The 19,285-nt window shown below is 65.1% G+C and carries 27 protein-coding genes; 11 read left to right on the forward strand and 16 right to left on the reverse strand.

Annotated features, from left to right (window positions below; all coding sequences use genetic code 11):
• The first annotated feature begins 18 nt into the window (after positions 1–18).
• Positions 19–651, forward strand: a complete 633-nt coding sequence (locus QCE64_RS12010; protein WP_309931651.1) for a flavodoxin family protein — start codon at positions 19–21, stop codon at positions 649–651.
• A 46-nt stretch (positions 652–697) separates the two neighbouring features.
• Complete coding sequence (gene argC, locus QCE64_RS12015) at positions 698–1,651, forward strand: N-acetyl-gamma-glutamyl-phosphate reductase (RefSeq protein ID WP_309931184.1); 954 nt, start codon at positions 698–700, stop codon at positions 1,649–1,651.
• Between the two features lie 219 nt (positions 1,652–1,870).
• Here the strand turns inward: argC and QCE64_RS12020 are convergent, their stop codons facing one another.
• The 4 genes from QCE64_RS12020 to QCE64_RS12035 all read right to left on the reverse strand — a co-directional run bounded on the left by QCE64_RS12020 (position 1,871) and on the right by QCE64_RS12035 (position 4,499).
• The gene (locus QCE64_RS12020) at positions 1,871–2,236 is read right to left on the reverse strand and encodes a response regulator (protein ID WP_309918921.1); all 366 of its coding nucleotides are present in this window, start codon (positions 2,234–2,236) and stop codon (positions 1,871–1,873) included.
• A gap of 7 nt (positions 2,237–2,243) precedes the next feature.
• Complete coding sequence (locus QCE64_RS12025) at positions 2,244–2,678, reverse strand: hypothetical protein (protein WP_309918928.1); 435 nt, start codon at positions 2,676–2,678, stop codon at positions 2,244–2,246.
• Positions 2,679–2,840: 162 nt separating this feature from the next.
• Positions 2,841–3,482: a LysE family translocator gene (locus tag QCE64_RS12030; protein WP_310003899.1), complete on the reverse strand. Its 642-nt coding sequence runs from the start codon at positions 3,480–3,482 to the stop codon at positions 2,841–2,843.
• Between the two features lie 102 nt (positions 3,483–3,584).
• Entirely contained in the window at positions 3,585–4,499 is a 915-nt protein-coding gene (locus QCE64_RS12035) for an NAD(P)-dependent oxidoreductase (RefSeq protein ID WP_310004209.1), read from the reverse strand.
• A gap of 52 nt (positions 4,500–4,551) precedes the next feature.
• Between QCE64_RS12035 and QCE64_RS12040 the strand changes: the two genes are divergently transcribed.
• Together QCE64_RS12040 and QCE64_RS12045 are read left to right on the forward strand one after the other, a co-directional pair.
• Positions 4,552–5,307 (forward strand): Mut7-C RNAse domain-containing protein, encoded by a 756-nt coding sequence (locus QCE64_RS12040; protein WP_310003901.1) that lies wholly within the window; start codon positions 4,552–4,554, stop codon positions 5,305–5,307.
• An 82-nt stretch (positions 5,308–5,389) separates the two neighbouring features.
• Positions 5,390–5,659, forward strand: coding sequence for a hypothetical protein (locus QCE64_RS12045; protein WP_310003904.1), 270 nt, complete (start codon positions 5,390–5,392; stop codon positions 5,657–5,659).
• Between the two features lie 21 nt (positions 5,660–5,680).
• Here QCE64_RS12045 and QCE64_RS12050 read toward each other — a convergent pair whose 3' ends face one another.
• The 7 genes from QCE64_RS12050 to QCE64_RS12080 all read right to left on the reverse strand — a co-directional run bounded on the left by QCE64_RS12050 (position 5,681) and on the right by QCE64_RS12080 (position 11,035).
• Complete coding sequence (locus QCE64_RS12050) at positions 5,681–5,950, reverse strand: Txe/YoeB family addiction module toxin (protein ID WP_309931188.1); 270 nt, start codon at positions 5,948–5,950, stop codon at positions 5,681–5,683.
• Positions 5,950–6,348 (reverse strand): hypothetical protein, encoded by a 399-nt coding sequence (locus QCE64_RS12055; protein WP_310003906.1) that lies wholly within the window; start codon positions 6,346–6,348, stop codon positions 5,950–5,952. The genes QCE64_RS12050 and QCE64_RS12055 overlap by 1 nt, the downstream gene beginning before the upstream one ends.
• A gap of 92 nt (positions 6,349–6,440) precedes the next feature.
• The gene (locus QCE64_RS12060) at positions 6,441–6,752 is read right to left on the reverse strand and encodes a cupin domain-containing protein (protein ID WP_309810496.1); all 312 of its coding nucleotides are present in this window, start codon (positions 6,750–6,752) and stop codon (positions 6,441–6,443) included.
• Between the two features lie 10 nt (positions 6,753–6,762).
• Positions 6,763–8,052, reverse strand: a complete 1,290-nt coding sequence (locus QCE64_RS12065; RefSeq protein ID WP_309810500.1) for an MFS transporter — start codon at positions 8,050–8,052, stop codon at positions 6,763–6,765.
• Between the two features lie 270 nt (positions 8,053–8,322).
• Positions 8,323–8,640: a high-potential iron-sulfur protein gene (locus QCE64_RS12070; RefSeq protein WP_309810502.1), complete on the reverse strand. Its 318-nt coding sequence runs from the start codon at positions 8,638–8,640 to the stop codon at positions 8,323–8,325.
• Positions 8,641–8,771: 131 nt separating this feature from the next.
• Entirely contained in the window at positions 8,772–9,872 is a 1,101-nt protein-coding gene (locus QCE64_RS12075) for an NAD(P)/FAD-dependent oxidoreductase (RefSeq protein WP_310003908.1), read from the reverse strand.
• A 185-nt stretch (positions 9,873–10,057) separates the two neighbouring features.
• Positions 10,058–11,035, reverse strand: a complete 978-nt coding sequence (locus QCE64_RS12080; RefSeq protein ID WP_310003910.1) for an AAA family ATPase — start codon at positions 11,033–11,035, stop codon at positions 10,058–10,060.
• Between the two features lie 356 nt (positions 11,036–11,391).
• On the opposite strand from QCE64_RS12080, the gene QCE64_RS12085 reads away from it, so the two are divergent.
• A complete protein-coding gene (locus QCE64_RS12085) occupies positions 11,392–11,913 on the forward strand; it encodes a hypothetical protein (RefSeq protein ID WP_309918948.1) in 522 nt (173 codons plus the stop codon).
• Between the two features lie 48 nt (positions 11,914–11,961).
• Positions 11,962–12,768: an endonuclease/exonuclease/phosphatase family protein gene (locus QCE64_RS12090; RefSeq protein WP_309810512.1), complete on the forward strand. Its 807-nt coding sequence runs from the start codon at positions 11,962–11,964 to the stop codon at positions 12,766–12,768.
• 21 nt (positions 12,769–12,789) lie between these two features.
• On the opposite strand, the gene QCE64_RS12095 is transcribed toward QCE64_RS12090, so the two are convergent.
• Positions 12,790–13,191 (reverse strand): response regulator, encoded by a 402-nt coding sequence (locus QCE64_RS12095; RefSeq protein ID WP_309918952.1) that lies wholly within the window; start codon positions 13,189–13,191, stop codon positions 12,790–12,792.
• A gap of 180 nt (positions 13,192–13,371) precedes the next feature.
• Here QCE64_RS12095 and QCE64_RS12100 point away from each other — a divergent pair, with 180 nt between their 5' ends.
• A complete protein-coding gene (locus QCE64_RS12100; RefSeq protein WP_310003912.1) occupies positions 13,372–13,980 on the forward strand; it encodes an alpha-ketoglutarate-dependent dioxygenase AlkB in 609 nt (202 codons plus the stop codon).
• On the opposite strand, the gene QCE64_RS12105 is transcribed toward QCE64_RS12100, so the two are convergent.
• Complete coding sequence (locus tag QCE64_RS12105; protein WP_404984773.1) at positions 13,977–14,351, reverse strand: RidA family protein; 375 nt, start codon at positions 14,349–14,351, stop codon at positions 13,977–13,979. The two genes, QCE64_RS12100 and QCE64_RS12105, sit on opposite strands and share 4 nt — an antisense overlap.
• Positions 14,352–14,523: 172 nt before the next feature.
• On the opposite strand from QCE64_RS12105, the gene QCE64_RS12110 reads away from it, so the two are divergent.
• A complete protein-coding gene (locus tag QCE64_RS12110; RefSeq protein ID WP_310003914.1) occupies positions 14,524–15,018 on the forward strand; it encodes an MgtC/SapB family protein in 495 nt (164 codons plus the stop codon).
• A 45-nt stretch (positions 15,019–15,063) separates the two neighbouring features.
• Here QCE64_RS12110 and QCE64_RS12115 read toward each other — a convergent pair whose 3' ends face one another.
• On the reverse strand, positions 15,064–15,342 hold the full coding sequence (locus QCE64_RS12115) for a hypothetical protein (protein ID WP_309810525.1): 279 nt from the start codon (positions 15,340–15,342) through the stop codon (positions 15,064–15,066).
• Between the two features lie 146 nt (positions 15,343–15,488).
• Positions 15,489–15,911, reverse strand: a complete 423-nt coding sequence (arsC, locus tag QCE64_RS12120; protein WP_309918963.1) for an arsenate reductase (glutaredoxin) — start codon at positions 15,909–15,911, stop codon at positions 15,489–15,491.
• A gap of 478 nt (positions 15,912–16,389) precedes the next feature.
• Here arsC and QCE64_RS12125 point away from each other — a divergent pair, with 478 nt between their 5' ends.
• The 3 genes from QCE64_RS12125 (at position 16,390) to QCE64_RS12135 (ending at position 17,906) form a co-directional block, all read left to right on the forward strand.
• Positions 16,390–16,692 (forward strand): hypothetical protein, encoded by a 303-nt coding sequence (locus QCE64_RS12125; RefSeq protein ID WP_309931200.1) that lies wholly within the window; start codon positions 16,390–16,392, stop codon positions 16,690–16,692.
• 101 nt (positions 16,693–16,793) lie between these two features.
• On the forward strand, positions 16,794–17,060 hold the full coding sequence (locus QCE64_RS12130; RefSeq protein ID WP_310003916.1) for a cupin domain-containing protein: 267 nt from the start codon (positions 16,794–16,796) through the stop codon (positions 17,058–17,060).
• 18 nt (positions 17,061–17,078) lie between these two features.
• Positions 17,079–17,906 (forward strand): DUF72 domain-containing protein, encoded by an 828-nt coding sequence (locus QCE64_RS12135; protein ID WP_309918971.1) that lies wholly within the window; start codon positions 17,079–17,081, stop codon positions 17,904–17,906.
• Positions 17,907–17,908: 2 nt separating this feature from the next.
• On the opposite strand, the gene gudD is transcribed toward QCE64_RS12135, so the two are convergent.
• A complete protein-coding gene (gudD, locus tag QCE64_RS12140; RefSeq protein WP_309918975.1) occupies positions 17,909–19,258 on the reverse strand; it encodes a glucarate dehydratase in 1,350 nt (449 codons plus the stop codon).
• Positions 19,259–19,285 lie beyond the last annotated feature (27 nt).

Raw genomic sequence — 19,285 nt, forward strand, 5'->3', positions numbered from 1 at the left:
GACAGACACAAGGCCATCATGCCGACTATTGCCATCGTCTATCACAGCGGCTACGGCCACACGAAAAAGGTTGCCGAAGCCGTGCTCGCCGGCGCGACCGAAGCGGGCGCGAGCGTCAAGCTGATCGCCGTCGCGGATCTCGACGACGCCGCGTGGAACGACCTCGACGCCGCCGATGCCATCGTCTTCGGCGCGCCCACGTACATGGGCGGACCGTCCGCCGACTTCAAGAAATTCGCCGACGCCAGCTCCAAACCCTGGTTCGCGCAGAAGTGGAAGGACAAGATCGCGGCGGGCTTCACCAATTCCGCGCACATGAACGGCGACAAGTTCCTGACCATCTCCTACTTCGTCACCCTGGCGATGCAGCACGGCATGATCTGGGCCGGCACCGGCATGATGCCGTCGAACACGAAGGCGGCCACCCGCAACGACCTGAACTTCATCGGCGGCTTCACGGGCTTGCTGACGCAATCGCCCGCGGACGCGTCGCCTGATGAAGCGCCGCCGCCCGGCGACCTCGAAACCGCGAAGGCATTCGGCGCGCGCATCGCGGCCGTGACCGCTCGCTGGACCGGCAATGCGTCCGCCTCGGAAAGCGGCGGAAGCGGCGGAAGCGGCGGACATGAGGCAGCCTCGGAATCGCCTTAAAATAGCGGTTTTGCGGCGAGCGGCCGCACGAACCAGCGAGATCGAGATGACCACGAAAGTATTTGTCGACGGACAGGAAGGCACCACCGGCCTGAAGATTTTCGAATATCTGTCGCAACGCCGTGACATCGAGGTGTTGCGCATCGAGGATGCGAAGCGCAAGGACGTCGAGGAGCGCCGCCGCCTCATCAATGCCTCCGATGTGACGTTCCTGTGTCTGCCTGATGTCGCGTCGCGCGAATCGGTTTCACTCGTCGATTCCGGCAACACGCGCACCGTGATGATCGACGCGAGCACCGCGTTCCGTACCCAGGACGACTGGGCCTACGGCCTGCCGGAACTGGCGCGCGCGCAGCGCGAACGCCTGCGCACGGCGAAACGGATCGCCGTGCCGGGCTGCCATGCTTCAGCATTCGTGCTGTCGGTGCAGCCGCTGGTCGCGAGCGGACTCGTCTCCGCCGATTTCGATGCCCACGCCTACTCCATCACCGGCTACAGCGGCGGCGGCAAGAAAATGATCGCGGAGTATGAAGCGGGCGGCAATGAACTGCTGATGAGTCCGCGCGCCTACGCGCTCGGCCTGACGCACAAGCATTTGCCGGAGATGTCGGTGCGCACGGGACTGAAGCGCGCGCCGGTCTTCACGCCGATCGTCGGTCCGTTCCTCAAGGGCTTGGCCGTCACGACGTACTTTTCGCCCGACCAGCTCACGCGTCCCGCCAGGCCGCAGGACGTGCGCGACGTGCTCGCCGAGTACTACAACAACGAGCCGTTCGTCCGCGTGATGCCGTTCGACGCCGACAGCAACCTCGACGCCGGTTTCTTCGACGTGCAGGCCTGCAACGACACGAATCGCGTCGATATCTTCGTGTTCGGCAACGATGAGCGCTTCGTCACCGTGGCGCGGCTCGATAATCTGGGCAAGGGCGCGTCGGGCGCGGCGATCCAGTGCATGAACCTGGCTATCGGCGCTGACGAAGAAGCGGGTCTCGCGCGCTGATTGCCGCTGCGGGATGAGACAAGGCCGGTCCACTTCAATGTGGACGGGCCTTTTAGTTGTCTGGTGCGTAGCAGCATCAAAGGCCGCAGATAAAAAAAGCCCGCCGAGTTGGCGGGCTGAATCCATATCAGTGGAGACATGGAGGAGACAGGAGCGACTATACCGGCGCTTATGATGCAACGCAACATACGCTGTTGCGCCGGTTCCACAGTCCTGCCTTCACGGCTGTGTCATCGACAGGATGAATTGCAGCTGATCCGCAGCAATCGGCTTGACGAGATGCACGTCGAAACCGGCGTCGAGCGTCATCTCGCGATGCTGCGGTTGCCCCCAGCCGGTCAGCGCCACCAGCATGATCGCGTGGCCGTGCGGCAAAAGCCGCAGCTCGCGCGCCGCCGCCAGACCGTCGACCATCGGCATGCCCAGATCCAGGATCACCACATCCGGCGCGAACTGCGCGGCCACTTCCACCGCCTGCGCCCCGTTTCCCGCCAGCGCCACTTCGTGACCCATCGCGGTCAGCAGGTTCGCGAGGCCAGCGAGCGCATCGTCGTCGTCATCGGCTATGAGGATGCGCTTGCTCACGATGGCCTCAGCGTGTTCCGGAAATTTCGAGTTTCAGCCGGTTCGACCCGGCTTGCGCCGCCGTAATGCTGGTGCGCGCACCGCGTGCGCCGAGGTAGAAATGCTGGCGGGCGGGCGAATTCTGATCGTGCGTCGCGTCCGGAAGACAGGCCGCAATGTCCGCCGCAACGCCCTGCAATGCATCGGCGCTCGCGCCGCCATGCGGCGTCCAGGTGCAGCGATAGTTCGACTGCGACGCGGCGCACTGCGCGTCGTCGCCGTAGGGCAATGCGATGGGACGGCCATCGAGCGCCGACAGCGACGCGAAATTGGGCGCGGCGGCCACGATGCGCTTCAGCGCGCTACAGGGACTGGGCGAGTCGTCCGCCCGGGCGGTCGAAGCCAGCGCAAGCGCGGCGCCGGCAAGCGCGAGCAGCGTTACGCGTCGGACAGTGGAATGCATCAGGCGTCTCCTTTTTATCTGTTCTTGTTGGGTTCGCCGCCTACCGGTGGACGAGCGCCACTATCCGCCCGGCGAAAGCGAATGTCTGTTCGAAGCCGAATGAAGCATGCCTGTTGGAGCAAATCGTGCACCCGTTCGAGCAGACGATTGGTCCAGCAACACTCAGTGGCGCACCAGCGCCATCATCGCGCCGAAGCCGACGAACACCCCGCCCGTCAGACGGTTGAAGGCCTGCGCGACGCTCGCGCTCCTGAGCCGGTCGCCAATGCGCGCACCCAAGCCCGCATAGACCGCGTACCAGCTCACCTCGATGACCGCGAAAGTCGAAACAAGCACCGCGAATTGCGGCAGAACGGGATGGCTTGCATCGATGAACTGCGGCAGCAGCGCCGCCGCGAAAAGGATCGCCTTCGGATTGCTGCCGGCTATGAAGAAGCCATTGCGAAAGAGCCCGAACCGACGCGGCGAATGGACGGTCTGCCCGGCGCTGTCAGTTTCGTCGCGGATCTCGACCACGCCGGTTTTCGCGCGCCAGCTTTTCACCCCGAGCCAGACGAGATAAGCCGCGCCGAGCATGCGCAAGGTATCGAAGAGACGTGGCCAGGCTTCGAGGAACACCCCCAGCCCCGCCGCCGATACCGACAGCATGGCGATCAGCGCGGCGAGACAGCCGGCCATCGTCGCGGTCGAGCGTCTGAGGCCGTGACGCGCGCCATGCGTCATCACGAGCAGCATGTTGGGGCCGGGAATCGCGGAGACGACGAATACAGTGGCGACGAACAGCCACCAGACATGCAGGTTCATTGCGGCGCAGCGGAAGAGGGAAAGGGATCCGCATTATGCCGTCCGCGAGAAGCGGCGCAAGCAAATCCCGAAGACGCGCTGTCCGAGTGAAAAAGCCAGCCTTCAGCGTCCCGCCCGACGCGCCGCCACCTGACCGAGCACGGCGAAATCCTTCTCGCCGTCGCCGTGCGCAAGGGCATCGACGAGGTTGTCGCGCACGACGCTTGCCACGGGCAGCGGCACATTGACAGCCTCGCCGGCGGCGATGGCCAGGCGTACATCCTTCAAGCCGAGCCGTGCCTTGAAGAGCGCCGGCTCATAGCGCTGCTCGGCGATCATCTTGCCGTAGCCCGCGTACACCGGTCCCGGAAACAGTGAATTCGTGATGACATCGAGCAGGGTCCGGGACGCCACGCCGTGGCCGGTCACCAGCGCGGCCGCTTCGCCGAACGACTCGATCGCCGAGGCCAGCATGAAATTCGCCGCGAGCTTGAGCACGTTGGCTTGCTGCGGTTCATCGCCGACGCGCCAGGTCTTCTGGCCGAGCACGTCGAGCACCGGCTGCACGCGATCGATCGCGTCAGCCGCGCCCGCCGCAAGGATGTTGAGCTTGCCTGCCGCCGCGACGTCGGGCCGCCCGAGCACGGGCGCGGCAACGTACGCAATGCCGTGCTGCGCGTGCAGCTCCGTCAGTTCGACGGCGAGCGCCGCTGAAATGGTGGCCATGTTCACGTGCACGAGCCCCTTCGGCGCGCGCCGCAACAAGGCGCCGTCGACGAGCACGGAACGCAGCGCGTGATCGTCGGCCAGCATGGAGAACGCGGCGTCGCCGGCGAAGGCCTGTTCAGGCGTATCCACCACCGATGCACCCTGGTCCGCGAGCGCACGGGTCTTGTCGCGCGAACGGTTCCACACGCGCACCGTGTGCCCGGCCTTCAGCGCGTTGCTCGCCATCGCGCCGCCCATCTCGCCCAGTCCGATAAATCCGATATCCATGTTCCATGACTCCTTCGTGGCCCGTTTCGGTTCGAGCCTCAGTTAAGCACATCGACCGGCAGCGCGCCGGAGCGCCCGATGCGATACTGCCCGCATGGTCGAGGCGCGCTTTCACTTTCACGGCGAATTGAACGACTTCCTCGCGCGGCCGCAGCGCGGGCGCACGTTCGCGTGCCAGTTCGCGCCGACGTCCTCGGCCAAGCATGTGATCGAGGCGCTTGGCGTGCCACACACGGAAGTGGGAGCGATCCTGAGGAACGGCGGGCCGGTGGGCTTCGACGCGCAGATCGAACCGGACGATCTCTTCGAGATCCATCCGGCGAGGCGCGCGGCAACGGACATGGCCAGTGGCGGACTGCTGTTGCGCCCGCCGCTGCGTGCCGCCGATCTGCGCTTCATCGCCGATGCGCATCTCGGTGGTCTCGCGCAATTGCTGCGGCTCGCCGGTTTCGATACGCGCTACGACAACAACTTCCCCGACGAGGAAATCGAGCGGCTTGCACAGGCGGAGAGCCGCATCGTGCTGACGCGCGACCGCGAATTGCTCAAGCGTCGCACGGTGCTGTACGGCTGCTATGTGCGCGCGTTACAGGCCGACGATCAATGGCACGAGCTGGCGGACAGGCTGGCCCTGGCGCCGCACGCGCGGCCGTTCCGGCTGTGCCTGATGTGCAATGCGCCGTTGCGTCCGGCCGGCCCGGGCGAGATCGACGGCCGTGTGCCCGATGGCGTGCGGGAGCGGCATACGCGCTTTGTCACCTGCGACGTATGCCGCCGCGTGTTCTGGGAAGGCTCACACTGGCGCCGCATGCGGGCGCGCATCGACGCACTGGCCGACGCGGACCGTTAACGGTCACGACGCTTTTCGCGGGTTGCCACTGCGTGTTCCGTACAATACGAGACTTTGGCAACAAACCGCCCCGGAGCATCGCGTGAACAAATTCCAGCTGGAACAAACCAAGGCATTCAAGCTTGCCAACGACCTCAAACAGGGCGGAAAGAACCGCATCGGTGCCGCTGACGAAGCAAAGCTGGATCGCCGCGAACAGCGCAAGCTCGATCAGGCCAAGGGTCTCGTGCCGTTCGCCTGCAAGCTGGACGAGAAGCTCGTCAAGCAGTTGAAGGAGCGCGCGGAGGCCCACGAAGGCGACATGACCGACATGCTGGCGGAATTGCTGGTGAAGGCGGGGCTCGAACGATAAGGTCCGGCGCGGTTGCGGACGCTAACTGTCTTCGTCTTCACAGCGCCCGCGACAGCTGTAAATCAGAAGCTGCGCGTCCGTGACGTGATAGACGAAGCGATGCTTCCCGTCGATGCGACGCACCCACGCCTTCCTGTAGCGCAACGGTTCCGGCTTGCCCTGTCCTGCGAACGGGCTGCGGCAGCACTCGTTGATCAGCCCGGTCACTTTTTCGAAGATCTTCGCGTCCGACACGCGCCAGGCATGGTAGTGATGCCAGCTTGGCTTCGAGAACTGAATGCTGCGCGCCATCATCCGGCCTGCCCGGAGCGTCTGGCGAACAGCGTTCCGAGAAAGCCGGCGAACGCGGTCTTCAGTCCTTTCGCCTGGCCTGCGCTTCGCGGCGCGTCAGATTCCACCGTAGCGCGTGACCTCGTGGTCGAACCATCGCCCTGCAAATCTTCCGGAGAGAGCAATATCTCCTCCGTATAGCCAAGCGACTCGAACCACGCAAACGACTCCTCGATCAAGCGCTTGTCCAGCTCCCGCTCCGCTTCTTCCACGCGCCATGCGATGCGCGCCAGCGCCTGCACCGACATCACGACGAGTTCTTCCGATTCGAGCAGCGGCAGGGTTCCCCATTCGCCCAGCCGATCAGCCGCACGCGCCGCTTCGTACTCGCGCTCGATCAACTCAACCGTCCTGACCATGTCCTGCCCTCGCACGTGAATCGCACATCGACGGGCACAGTATCACCGGCGGCCGCCTCAGCGCGCCACCTGTCCGAACGGCCAGCGCTTTTTCAGACGCTTCCCTCTTTTTCGATCACCAGAATGCGCGCCTCGCCGACCGGTTCGGCGCAGTGTTCGTCGCCGGCCTGCGCGTGGAAGATATCTCCGGCGCGCAACGTGAGCACGCGTTCGCCCTCGGGACCGCGCACATGCATGCGCACTTCGCCCTGCATCACGGCGAACACTTCCTCGCCGTCGTTGACGTGCCACTTGTAGGGCGTGTCGGTCCAGTGCAGCCGGCACGAGGTGCCGTTCATCACGCAGATGTCGAGCGCGCCCCACGCGCGCTCCGCCTTGAACTTGCCGCTTTCGATCACTTTCATTCGATACCGCCTAGCGATTGAGATCGCGCGCTTCGTCGACATCCGCGTGGCGCGTCGCGGGAATGCACGCCACCGCGATCAACGAGAGCGCGAGTCCGCCCATCACATAGAAGGTGGGCGCGAGTTGAGAGTCCGTGACGCGGATCAGCCAGGTCACGATGAACTGTCCGAAGCCGCCGAAGATCATCACCGCGATGTTGTACGCGAGCGAGAGTCCGGTCGAGCGGATGTGCGCGGGAAACAGCTCGGCGATGAGCGCGCCGAACGGTCCATAGTAGCCCGAGAGCGCGATCGACAGCAGCGCCTGAACGATCACGAGCCGCAGCACGCTGGGCTCGGCCGCGAGCCACGCGAACAGCGGATAGATCACGACGAACGTGATGCCGAGCGACCACAGCGACAAACCCTTGCGCCCGATGCGGTCCGACCACGCGCCCGCGATCGGCGACAACACCGTCAGCAGCAGATTGCCGACGATCAGCGCCGTGAACGACTGGCCGAGCGGCAGCTTCAGTTGCTTGACGGCGAAGGTCGGCAGATAGGCGATCAGCACATACACCGTCACCGTCAGCGCGACCACGGCGCCGAGCCCGCACAGCACTTCGCGGCCATGGCTGCCGAAGACCTCGCCGAGCGTCGCGCGCCGCGCGGTCTTGCGCGCGTGCAGGAAGGCTTCGGTGTCGGACATGCTGCGGCGAATGTACAGGCCGATCGGACCGATGATCAGCCCGAAGATGAACGGCACCCGCCAGCCCCAGGCATCGAGCGCCTGCGGAGACAGCCCGCGCGTGATCGCCGCGCCGACGAGCGCACCGAGCAGCAGCGACGCTGCCTGGCTCGCCATCTGGAAACTGCCATAGAGACCGCGCTTCGAGAAAGGCGCTGCCTCGATCAGCAACGCGGTCGAGCTGCCGAACTCGCCGCCCGCCGAGAACCCTTGCAGCAGCCGCGCGAACACGATGACGAGCGGCGCGCCGATGCCGATTGCCGAGTACGGCGGCGCGATGGCCAGCAGGAAGATGCCCAGCGTCATCAGGCCGATGACCAGCGTCAGCGCCGCCTTGCGGCCGGCGCGATCCGCATAGAGGCCCAGCACGATGCCGCCCACCGGCCGCATGACGAACGCGACGCCGAACGTCGCGGTGGTCAGGAGAATCGAGGAATAGTCGCTCGCGCTCGGGAAGAACAGCCGCGCGATGACGACCGTCATGAAGCCGAAGACCGTGAAGTCGTACCACTCCAGTGCGTTGCCGATGACAGCCGCCGTCACGGCGCGCGCGTTCAGTGGTCTGGCGGGCATGCGTTCCCCTGAGGTCGATGGTTGCGATGATTGCCATGGATGCGGGCGTCATGCGTCGGGCTGCGGCTGCGGTTGCGGCTTCGAAACATGGCCCCGCTGGTCTCGTGCCGTCCGCGTTTTGTTGCACCGATTCGCACGCGCGGCTGATTTTTCCTCGCGAGTGTAAAGACGCCTTAATCCGCGATCAAGCGAATCGCGCACACGAAAAAGCGCGCCCGGACTTGCGGCCGGGCGCGCTTCGGTTCGCAGCACGGGATGTCGCGAGGCGTATTACGCCTTCTTCACATAGGCGCTGCACCAGCCCTTCGACGCAACCTGCTTGTTGCTGAACATCGGGCACGGCGCGTAGGCGTCGGTCGGCTTGCCCTGATAGAACTGGCAGTTGCCGCAGTCCTGCCCGGCGGCATATTTCGCGTACTTGGCCTTGTCCACCTTGCTGGCGTCTTCCTTGTAGCCGAGCGCCTGTGCGGTGGGATCGCTCTCCGTAACCTTCGCCGCATCCGCGGCGAACGCGGTGCGGGCGCCGAGCGCGAGCGTCGAGGCGACGCCCACGCTGGTCAGAATGAACGTGCGACGTGATGTCTTCATGGTGACTCACTCCATGGTGTATTGGGGGTTGCGCCGTTCTTGGCGACGGCGACAACCGAGCATAACAACCTGGAAGCGGGTCGAGGACCTCAAATGCCGGAGATAAGAATCGACGGAAAGGCGTCCGTAATCTAGCGCGTCATGTCGGCCACGCGCTCGCCGATCGCAAGCGATGCCGTCAGTCCCGGCGACTCGATGCCGTACAGGTTCACGAGCCCCGGCACGCCATGCGCGGACTTGCCCTGGATCATGAAATCGGCGGCCGCCTGGCCCGGTCCCGAGAGCTTCGGCCGGATGCCGGCGTAGGCGGGTTGCAGCGCATCGTCGGGCAAGCCCGGCCAGTACGCGCGGATGGCGGCATAGAACGAGTCGGCGCGGCGCGGATCGACGTCGTAGTTGAGCGTCGGCACCCATTCGACGTCCGGGCCGAATTTCGCCTGGCCGCCGAGATCGATCGTCAGATGAACGCCCAGGCCAGCTTCGTTGGGCATCGGGTAGATGAGCCGCTCGAAGGGCGTGCGGGCGCTCACGCTGAAGTAGTTGCCCTTCGCGAAGTAAAGTGGCGGCACGTGACGGTCATCCAGGCCGCGGATCGAACTTGCGATTTCGTTCGCGTGCAGGCCGGCGCTGTTGATCAGATAAGACGCCCGGAAACGCGCCGGCGACGCGCCGCCCGTCTCGACGATGAAGCAGCCCTCGCGCGCATCGATGCTGGTGACCGGCGTATGGAACACGACGTTCGCGCCGTGCTGCTCGGCCTCGCCTTGCAGCGCGAGCATGTATTGATGACTGTCGACGATGCCGGTGAGCGGCGAGAAGACCGCCTCGACGCACTCCAGCTGCGGCTCCATTTCCTTCGCCTGGGCGGCGCTGATGCGCACCAGACCCTTCACGCGGTTTTCGGTGCCCTTGTGCTCCAGCGCCGCGAGTTGCGGCACCTGGTTACGCGCCGTGGCCACCAGCAGCTTGCCGCATTGCCGGTGCGGCACGCCATGCGCGCGGCAGAACTCATACAGCATGTCGCGGCCGCGCACGCAGAGTTCGGCCTTCAGCGAGCCGCGCGGGTAATAGATGCCTGCATGGATGACTTCGCTGTTGCGCGAACTCGTGCCGATGCCGATCCCCTCCCCCGCCTCCAGCACGATGACCTCACGCCCGCGCAAGGCCAGCGCGCGGGCGATGGCCAGTCCCACTGCGCCCGCGCCGATGACCACACACTCGATCCGATCCATGTCTTGTCCGTCGCACATTCCGTCCTGGCTATTCTACGTTCGGGACTATTGCGCAATACACAACAAACCCACACGACTAGGATCGTTTTCCGGTGCAATTCGGAAAAAGGCAAGAATCTGGCCGCCAAATGTCGAAATTGCCAAGTTTTTGGAGCGTTTTTGGCAATTTCGCCATTTTCGACTTTTCAGAAACCCATGGCTTTCTTGTGCGAATGACGGTCGAGCTGGATGTCGCGCGCCTCGACGTGATGCCGGCCATCGATACGTGCATTGCCGAATGCATTCAGCATCGCCCGCCGCATGCCGCGCGGCGACGCCCGCGTGAGCGCGTCGAGCGGCGCATCCCCGAGGGTTTCCGGGAAGCGCGCGCCCCATGCGTGTGCCTCGCGGATCTCGGCGTAGATCGCCTGAGCGATGCGACGCGCACCGTCCCGGTCGGGCGGCGGAATCTCGTACACGTTCATGCGGTTCAGCAGCGGCTCGGGAATCGCGCGCGCGTCGTTCGCGGTGGCGATCCACACCACGTTGCCCGCGTTCACCGGCACTTCGGCGAATTCGTCGATGAAGCTCTGCGCCGTGTCGTGCTCCAGCAGCGCGTACAGCGCGCCGAGCGGATCGTATTGCGCGTCGCCGGTGGCCTTGTCGATTTCATCGACGGTCAGCACGGGGTTTGCATAGCTGCCGTTCACGAGGGCATCGAAAACCTTGCCGGGCTTCGCATTGCGCCATTGCGACGAGGCCCCCGACAGGATCCAGCCGGCCGTCAGCGAACTCATCGCTACATAGTGAGACGTCGTGCCGAGCAGCCGCGCCAGTTGTTTCGCGAAATGCGTCTTGCCGATGCCCGGTTCGCCGAGCAGCAGCATGGGCATGAGTTCGAGCCGGTCATCGGTTTCGAGACACAGCGCGATCTGCTTGCGGATGTCGTCGAGCGGCTCCTCGAAATTCGGCAGGCTGGCCGCGAGGTCGTCGATGGACGGCATGCGGTTCGGCTTCACGCAGAAGCGCAGATTGCCTACCTTGAGCATTTTTTCGTAGGTGGCGCGCAAGGCTTCGCTTGCGCCCTCGGACAACTCGTTGAGCGCGGTCTCCACGTCGTCGAGACTGTAGACCTTGCTGAACGATGCCACCGCGAGTTCCTGTTTCACCACGGCCGTCGTCATGTCGCACCCCGTCTTTGTTCTGGTCGGTGAGTCCAGTGTAGCGACGCCAAAAGGCCGCGCAAGCGAGCAGTCTCGCGCGTGTGCTGCCAATCCAAAGCACAGGGCTTCACCGACAGAGCCGCGTTTTGCGTGGGCTAGTATCATCGTCGGGATCGCGCGGCGGGCGGGTTCGAAACATGCTCTTTCAGGTGCCGGGGTTGAGCGATGTACAGGTCAGCCCCACGTGCGTGTTTCAGCGGCGCGCTGAACCGGCGCCGTGCCGCCGTGTCAGAGGAAGTTGCCGAGGAACGCCGATCCAGCGGCCGCCCGCCGGGCGCGCCGCCATCCGAACAGTCCGCGCGCAGGAGCCGCTTTCAATGCCTACAACGATACGAACCGCCTTTGTACAACTCGCGCTTGCGACAGGAGCCGGCCTCGCCGCCTTCAGCGCCTGCGCGCAGAGCACGGCGCCGCAGCCGGTGCAGTGGGAACTGCAGGTCGTGCGCGACGGGCAGCAGATCGACAGCTTCTCCGGCACGACGAACGTCGGACAGGCCCGCACGGAAACGCATCACAACAAGGTGCAGAACCGCGTGGGCTGCGCGGATCAACCCGCGGGCGAGATCGATCTGCAACGCACGCTCACCGTCTCCCCGACCCACGCCAGCGCCGATGACATCACGCTCGCCATCGACGCCCAGGAAACCCTGCAGGACGACAGCACGCGCGCCTCGCCATCCGGCTGCAAGCTGCCGCCGGTGCCGCGTCAGGTGAGCGGCGCGCATCCGGGGCTCGTGCTCAAGCCGGGCGAATGGGGACAATGGCAGATCATCGACAGCAATCCGTCGCTCGCCTACCGGGTGCGCGCGACGCTCCCCGCTTCCACGGCGGCGCAATGACAACCGCGGCGACATGGCTTCCGGCGCGCCGCACGAGATACAGAACGCATGCGAAACCCAGAACATCTTCCGCCCGGCCCGTCCGCTGATCCGGCCACTCCGGATTTCACGGCGGTCAGCTGGAACCTCCACAAGGGCCGCTCGCCGCTCGGCTTGCGCGCGTGGAACGCGATGCAGCGGTGGGTGCAGACCACCAACGCAGACGTCTATTTTCTTCAGGAAGCGATGGCGCGGCGCATGCCGCAGCCGATGCTCGCCACCGGCTTCGGCAATCCGCTGAACGCGCCGCTCGACGATGTCTGGCATTGCCAGGCCACCGAAATCGCCACCGCGCTCGAGTTGCAGATCGCTCTGGGGCCGAACGTGTTCAAGCCGTCGTGGCGGCACGGCAATGCGATCCTGTCGCCGCATCCGCTCGATCTGTCGGGGCGCTGGGATATCTCCGCGCATCGCTTCGAACGGCGCGGTTTGCTGGTCGCGCGCGCGACCTTCGCCGGCCGCGCCATCACGCTGCTGTGCGCGCATCTCGCGCTGACAAGACAGGCGCGCTTGCGGCAGATGAACTGGATCGCGCACTGGATCGCGAAGGAAGCGCCCGAAGGACCGCTCGTGCTGGCGGGCGACTTCAATGACTGGCGCAACGACTCCACGCCGCTGTTCGCCGAACTGGGCATGCAGGAAGTGGCGAACATGCTGGGGGAATCGGGCCGTACGTTTCCGGCGTTCTCGCCGGCGCTCGCGCTCGACAAGATGTTCGTGCGCGGACTCAAACCAGTCGAATGGCTCGTGCCGACGCAGGATACCGCGTGGCTCTCCGATCACCTGCCCTACATGGCGCGGCTGCGCGTGGACTGAGCGCGGCGCCTCGATCCGAGGTTACTTCCGCTTGCCGGCGAGCGCGGCTTCGATCTCCGCAATGCCGACAGGCTTGGTCAGATGATGATCGAAGCCGGCGGCCAGCGCTTCCTGACGGTCGGCCTCGCCACCCCAGCCCGTCAAGGCGAGCATCAGCACGTGCTTGGTCACATCGCGCTTCCTCATCTCCCGCGCCACCTCGAGTCCGCTCATGCCAGGCAAGCCGATATCGAGCACGACCACATCCGGCGTGAAGTCGTCGATGGCGGCAAGCGCGCGCGGGCCGTCGTGCTCGGTGCGCACTTCGTGTCCGAGTGCTTCGAGCAGCATCGAGAGCGCGAGCGCCGCGTCGAGGCTGTCGTCGACGAGCAGGATGCGGCGGCCTTGCATCGCGCCGCCGTCCGCTTCGGCGATGGTGTTCATGCGAATTCCCGTGATTCGTCGTCGCGCGAGGCACACGCTTCAGCGCTCGCGCAACTATATTGAGATAGTGCGGGGACTGTAGCACAGCGCTTTCGCGCCACAGAATGGCGGAGCAATCCGGCGTGCGCGGGCTCTGCTATCGTGATTGCTTCACGAGCCGCCGTCCTTGCGCATCCTGTCATGTTCGATCTCTTCGACGACATCCCCAAGCCCGATATCGCGTGGCATCCGGACTGGATCGAGGCCGACGCCGCCTCCGACCTGATGGGCGCCCTGCTCGACGAAGTCCGCTGGCAACAGGACACGATGACCACGCCCGGCGGGCGCGTGCCGCTGCCGCGCCTGACCGCGTGGCAAGGCGAGCCCGATGCGGTGTATGTGTACTCGGGCATCCGCAACGTGCCGCAGCCATGGACGCCGGCTGTCACGCAATTGCGCGAGCGCGCCGAAGAGGCCTGCGGCGCGCGCTTCAACAGCGTGCTGCTGAACCGTTATCGCGACGGGCTGGACAGCATGGGCTGGCACGCCGACAAGGAACGCGAACTCGGTCCTGAACCGGTGATCGCGTCGGTGAGCCTGGGCGCGACACGCACCTTCGAATTCCGTCACGCGCGCACCCATGCCACGCATGCGCTCGTGCTGTCGCACGGCAGCCTGCTGGTGATGCGCGGACGCACCCAGCTCGAATGGGTGCATCGCGTGCCGAAGGAACCGGGCGCGCGCGGCGAGCGCATCAATCTCACCTTCCGCTGGGTCGATGCGTCGAAGCGCAAACCCAGCCGCGCTTAGGGCCGCTTCGCGACGAAATCGATCTCCACGAGCGCGTCCCGCGCAAGCCCCGTCACGCCGATGCAAGTACGCGCCGGCAGCGGCTTCGGCAGGAAGTAGGCGCGGTACACGGCGTTCATCGCGTCGTAGTCGCGCTTGAACTCGGTCAGGAAGATGCGCACGCTCACGACGTTGTCGAGCGTCAGGCCAAGGCCGCCGAGCACGAGAATCAGGTTGTCCATCACGCGCCGCGTCTGGGCCGCGACGCCTTCGGGCAGCGGCGCGGCGTCGTCGTCGGGGTCGGTCGGCATCTGGCCGGTCAGGAACACCCAGCCATCCGCCTCCGCGGCATGCGAGAAAGGACCGACCGGCGTCGGCGCGGCATCGACCATCGTGAACTTGGGCAGTTGCGTCACTTCTTCTCCTGAACGTCTGTTGGGTTGCGTCGGGTGGCGGAGCCTCGAACCTTAGCGCGCCAAAATTGGGCATGAACGCTCCTGCCTTACCGCCGCGTCAGCTTTGATGCGAAGATGACCGGAACCCCGTGCCTCCATCGAACGCTCCATGCTTCCTTATCCCATCCTCGCCGACGCGCTGATGCGCATGCTGACCGCGATGTTGATCGGCTGCATCATCGGCATCGACCGCGATCTGCACGGCAAGCCGACCGGCATGAAGACGCTCGGGCTCGTGTCGCTCGGCGCGTGCCTCGCGACCATGTGCGCACAGGGCTTTTCCATGACGCTCTCCGACGACGCCGACGTCTCCCGCGCGGTGCAGGGCATCGTGACGGGCGTCGGCTTTCTCGGCGCCGGCGTGATCCTGCAGAATCCGCGCGAGAACCGCGTGCGCGGCCTCACGACGGCGGCATCGATCTGGGTGACCGCGGCGGTCGGCATCGTGTGCGGACTCGGCGTGTGGAGCGTCGCGTTTCTCGCGATGCTGCTGATGATCCTGCTGATGGTGTTGGGACGCGTCGTCGAGAAGCGTCTGTTGCGGCGCTGGATGAACAAGCCGGAACACGAACGCAGAAACTACGACGACGTCGGGGAAATCTGAGCCGCGCGCGGCAGGTCTTTCCCTACCCGTCGCAGGCCTTGCCGCTTACCAGCCGTGACGTTCGTGCCAGCGATCTTCACGGCGCATCTCATGACGCCAGTGACGTTCGCGCCATTCGTGACGACGCCATTCGCGTTCGCGCCAGCGCTCGTGCTCCCGATAGCCGGGACCATAACCGTAGTAGCCCACCGGTTCGGCGGGCTGCGCGTACACGGGCACGCCGACGCCAACCGCTACATCCACATGCGCATTCGCCGCCGCCGACATCGCGAGCGCCGCAAGCCCCGCCAGTCCGATTGCCGTACCCAGAAGTTTCTTTTTCATATCGCGTTCTCCTTGCACCTCGTGCCGGGTGAGTCAGGAGCAGTCTAAGAAGCGCTTCGCGATACAAGTGCTACGGGTCTGCCAGAAAGGTAACGTCAGGTAACGGTCAACCGCTGGTCAGGTGACGCGATGGGTTTCAGCGTGACCTAGCGCACGCGCTTGCCGGACGCATCGATGACGACTTCGCCGTCCTCTTTCGTGAACGGCCCCTTCTGCGGCTCGGGCAGGATATCGAGCACGAGCTCGGACGGACGGCAGAGCCGCGCGCCTTTGGGGGCATCGACGAAAGGACGGTTGATGAGGATCGGATGAGCGAGCATCGCGTCGATGAGCTGGTCGTCGGTGAGACTGGCATCGTCGAGACCGAGCTCCGCGTACGGCGTGCCTTTTTCGCGCAGCGCCTCGCGCACCGACAAGCCCGCACGCGCGATCAACGCGACCAGCGTCTCGCGCGCGGGCGGATGGGTCAGATACTCGATCACGGTCGGTTCGATGCCCGCGTTGCGGATCAACGCCAGCGTGTTGCGCGACGTGCCGCACTTCGGGTTGTGATAGATGGTGACGGTCATGATCGAGAAATCCTTGCGTTCGTGAGAAGGGGTGACGCCTCGCATTCTAGAGCCCTCGCGCGCGGATGACATGCGCGCCACGTCAGCGACAGGCCCCCGACTCCCTTCCTGCGGCATGATCAATTGTCCTGTTCATTCGCCGTTGCGCGGCCTATAACAAATTGTGCAACGACGAAGCACGCCGCCTTGACCGGCGAGCATCGGCGCTCCGTCTGCATCGCACCCGCGACATGCCGCGCGCGAGGTGGATCGCATTCGAACCGCGCCAGACATCATCGCGGCGCCACGCGCAGCCCGACCAGAACCGGCGCCGGGGCCTTCAGCAGCACGGGCGAAGCATGGCAGATCAGGACACGTGGCACGTTCTGTGCGGAGCATCGAACCGCAACAGTGAACAGCGCCGAGCAGCCAGCCTGCATCCCGCCGACAGGCGACAGGCCGGCGACAAGCGAGCGCGCCTTTTCCTCAAGGAGTCGACATGAAATCACGTATTGCCATGGCGGCGCTGGCCGTCTCGTTATTCGCCACTGCGGGCCTGGCGTCTGCCCAGCAGTCCTATTACCGTACGGCTCAAGTGCCGGGTCAGGCCACCGCCGATACCTGGAGCGATCCGAATGCGCCTCAGCAGAGCGCCATGCAAGGTCAGTCCGACGACATGTCGTATGGCGGCGCGCCGATGACACGTGGCGCAGCCGGCGCGACGACGATGGGCACGATGGACAGCTCTGCATCGAAGCCCTGCACACGCGGACCGCAGTGCAATATCTTCTTTGGAAACTGAGCCGGCACGAACGTCCGGCAACTGCGTTAGCATCAGGTGCATGAACACTCGCCCGGCCTGAGCGGCCGGGCGTGTCCCTTACTCTTCCAAGGGTCGCCCACATGCACCGCGAAGAATTTCTCGCGCAACTCTCGAGCGCCGGCTATGACGAAGTCGTCACGGTCACGCGCGATCCGGACCGCGCACTGGCTCTGCACACGCATCCATTCGAGGCACGCGCCCTGATTCTGTCGGGCGAGGTCACGATCCGCATCGGCGACGACGCCCACACCTATCGCGCCGGCGACATCTTCCATCTCGCGGCACACACTGAGCATTCGGAGACATACGGGCCCGAGGGCGTCAGCTATCTGGTCGGACGCAGGTAAGCGGAGCGGAACATATCGATGGCGACACGCAAGCAGACCTCGAAATCTAAAGGCGGGCGCATACGCGTCGGCATCGGCGGATGGACATTCGAGCCATGGCGCGGCACGTTTTATCCCGCCGATCTCGTGCAGAAACGCGAACTCGAATATGCAAGCCGTGCGCTGACCAGCATCGAGGTGAACGGCACGTTCTATGGCTCGCAAAAGCCCGCGAGTTTCATCAAGTGGCGTGACGAGACACCCGACGATTTCGTCTTTTCGCTGAAAGCGCCCCGCTACGCGACCAATCGACGCGTTCTGGCCGAAGCCGGCGACACCATCGAGCGATTCTTCGGCAGCGGCGTGCTCGAACTGGGCGACAAGCTGGGCCCGATCAACTGGCAATTCGCGGCGACCAAGCAATTCGACCCTGAAGATTTCGAGCGCTTTCTCGAACTGCTGCCCGCGAAGCTGGACGGACGCACGATCCGACATGCGGTCGAAGTCCGGCACGAGAGCTTCTGCGATCCGGCCTTCGTCGCGCTGGCGCGCAAGTATCGCGTTGCTGTAGTGGTGGCCGGCGATTCGAAGTATCCGCAGATCGCGGACGTCACGGCGCCTTTCGTCTATGCACGCATCATGGGCACCACGGAGAAGCAGGCGAAAGGCTACGCGAAAGCAGCGCTCGACCGCTGGACCGCGCGTGCGCAGTCGTGGGCGGCGGGTGCGGCCCCGGACGACTTGCAGACCTTCGGCAAGCCGCCGCCCAAGGCCGCCGCGCGCGACGTGTTTCTCTACGTCATCAGCGGCCACAAGGTGCACAACCCGGCGGCCGCCATGGCGCTGATCGAACGCCTGAACAAATAGGCTCAGCGCACGAGCGACGGCTTCTTGTTGTCGAAGGTCCAGTTCGGGATCAGATACTGCATCGCGACGCCGTCGTCGCGTGCGCCGAGGCCGTGCTCCCGGTACAGCGCGTGGGCCTTCTCGACTTCGTCCATGTCCAGTTCGACGCCCAGCCCCGGCGCCTGCGGCACCTTCACCTTGCCGCCGACGATCTGCAGCGGATCGCGCGTCAGGCGCTGGCCGTCCTGCCAGATCCAGTGCGTGTCGATGGCCGTGATCTTGCCCGGCGCCGCTGCGGCGACGTGCGTGAACATCGCGAGCGACACGTCGAAGTGATTGTTCGAATGCGAACCCCACGTCAGGCCCCAGTCGTTGCACATCTGCGCGACGCGCACCGAACCCTGCATCGTCCAGAAGTGCGGATCGGCCAGCGGAATGTCCACGGATTGAAGCTGGATCGCGTGGCCCATCTGGCGCCAGTCGGTGGCGATCATGTTGGTGGCCGTCGGCAGGCCGGTCGCGCGGCGGAACTCCGCCATGACCTCGCGGCCTGAGTAGCCATTTTCCGCACCGCACGGGTCTTCGGCATAGGCAAGCACGTCATGCTGGTCGCGGCACAACCGGATGGCTTCCGCCAGTGACCACGCGCCGTTGGGATCGAGCGTCACGCGTGCTTCCGGGAAGCGTTCGGCCAGCGCCGTCACCGCTTCGATTTCCGCATCGCCGGCCAGCACGCCGCCCTTCAGCTTGAAATCGTTGAAGCCGTAGCGTGCCTGGGCCGCTTCGGCAAGACGCACGACCGCCTCCGGCGTCAACGCCACTTCGGTACGCAAGCGCTCCCAGTCGTCCTGACCATCCGCGCCCGATGCATACGGCAGATCCGTCTTGTTGCGATCGCCGATATAGAACAGATAGCCGAGCATTTCCACTTCGTCGCGTTGCTGGCCCTCGCCGAGCAGCGCGGCCACCGGCACGCCGAGATGCTTGCCGAGCAGGTCGAGCAGCGCGGCCTCGAGCGCGGTGACTGCGTGAATCGTCGTGCGCAGGTCGAAGGTTTGCAGGCCGCGTCCGCCCGCGTCGCGATCCGCGAACGCCGTGCGCACCGCGTTCAGCACCGCCTGCATGTTGCCGATCGACTGCCCGACCACGTGCGCGCGCGCATCGTCGATGGTCTTGCGGATGTTCTCGCCGCCCGGCACTTCGCCGACGCCCGTATTGCCCGCGCTGTCCTTCAGGATCACAAGATTGCGCGTGAAGAACGGGCCGTGCGCGCCCGAGAGATTCATGAGCATGCTGTCGCGGCCCGCGACCGGGATGACGCGCAATTCGGTGACGGTCGGTGTGGCGTTGGGCTTGACTGCTTGAGTGGACATGATCGTGATCCTGAGAAAAGAAGGGTT

This window comes from Caballeronia sp. LZ043, from assembly GCF_031451075.1.
Classification (GTDB): Bacteria; Pseudomonadota; Gammaproteobacteria; order Burkholderiales; family Burkholderiaceae; genus Caballeronia.

Coding starts and splice junctions, on each gene's coding strand:
- QCE64_RS12010 (WP_309931651.1), top strand. CDS start 19: ATGCCGACTATTGCCATCGTCTATCACAGCGGCTACGGCCACACGAAA.
- argC (WP_309931184.1), top strand. CDS start 698: ATGACCACGAAAGTATTTGTCGACGGACAGGAAGGCACCACCGGCCTG.
- QCE64_RS12025 (WP_309918928.1), bottom strand. CDS start 2,678: ATGCATTCCACTGTCCGACGCGTAACGCTGCTCGCGCTTGCCGGCGCC.
- QCE64_RS12030 (WP_310003899.1), bottom strand. CDS start 3,482: ATGAACCTGCATGTCTGGTGGCTGTTCGTCGCCACTGTATTCGTCGTC.
- QCE64_RS12040 (WP_310003901.1), top strand. CDS start 4,552: ATGGTCGAGGCGCGCTTTCACTTTCACGGCGAATTGAACGACTTCCTC.
- QCE64_RS12050 (WP_309931188.1), bottom strand. CDS start 5,950: ATGGCGCGCAGCATTCAGTTCTCGAAGCCAAGCTGGCATCACTACCAT.
- QCE64_RS12055 (WP_310003906.1), bottom strand. CDS start 6,348: ATGGTCAGGACGGTTGAGTTGATCGAGCGCGAGTACGAAGCGGCGCGT.
- QCE64_RS12060 (WP_309810496.1), bottom strand. CDS start 6,752: ATGAAAGTGATCGAAAGCGGCAAGTTCAAGGCGGAGCGCGCGTGGGGC.
- QCE64_RS12065 (WP_309810500.1), bottom strand. CDS start 8,052: ATGCCCGCCAGACCACTGAACGCGCGCGCCGTGACGGCGGCTGTCATC.
- QCE64_RS12070 (WP_309810502.1), bottom strand. CDS start 8,640: ATGAAGACATCACGTCGCACGTTCATTCTGACCAGCGTGGGCGTCGCC.
- QCE64_RS12075 (WP_310003908.1), bottom strand. CDS start 9,872: ATGGATCGGATCGAGTGTGTGGTCATCGGCGCGGGCGCAGTGGGACTG.
- QCE64_RS12080 (WP_310003910.1), bottom strand. CDS start 11,035: ATGACGACGGCCGTGGTGAAACAGGAACTCGCGGTGGCATCGTTCAGC.
- QCE64_RS12085 (WP_309918948.1), top strand. CDS start 11,392: ATGCCTACAACGATACGAACCGCCTTTGTACAACTCGCGCTTGCGACA.
- QCE64_RS12090 (WP_309810512.1), top strand. CDS start 11,962: ATGCGAAACCCAGAACATCTTCCGCCCGGCCCGTCCGCTGATCCGGCC.
- QCE64_RS12095 (WP_309918952.1), bottom strand. CDS start 13,191: ATGAACACCATCGCCGAAGCGGACGGCGGCGCGATGCAAGGCCGCCGC.
- QCE64_RS12100 (WP_310003912.1), top strand. CDS start 13,372: ATGTTCGATCTCTTCGACGACATCCCCAAGCCCGATATCGCGTGGCAT.
- QCE64_RS12105 (WP_404984773.1), bottom strand. CDS start 14,351: ATGGTCGATGCCGCGCCGACGCCGGTCGGTCCTTTCTCGCATGCCGCG.
- QCE64_RS12110 (WP_310003914.1), top strand. CDS start 14,524: ATGCTTCCTTATCCCATCCTCGCCGACGCGCTGATGCGCATGCTGACC.
- QCE64_RS12115 (WP_309810525.1), bottom strand. CDS start 15,342: ATGAAAAAGAAACTTCTGGGTACGGCAATCGGACTGGCGGGGCTTGCG.
- arsC (WP_309918963.1), bottom strand. CDS start 15,911: ATGACCGTCACCATCTATCACAACCCGAAGTGCGGCACGTCGCGCAAC.
- QCE64_RS12125 (WP_309931200.1), top strand. CDS start 16,390: ATGAAATCACGTATTGCCATGGCGGCGCTGGCCGTCTCGTTATTCGCC.
- QCE64_RS12130 (WP_310003916.1), top strand. CDS start 16,794: ATGCACCGCGAAGAATTTCTCGCGCAACTCTCGAGCGCCGGCTATGAC.
- QCE64_RS12135 (WP_309918971.1), top strand. CDS start 17,079: ATGGCGACACGCAAGCAGACCTCGAAATCTAAAGGCGGGCGCATACGC.
- gudD (WP_309918975.1), bottom strand. CDS start 19,258: ATGTCCACTCAAGCAGTCAAGCCCAACGCCACACCGACCGTCACCGAA.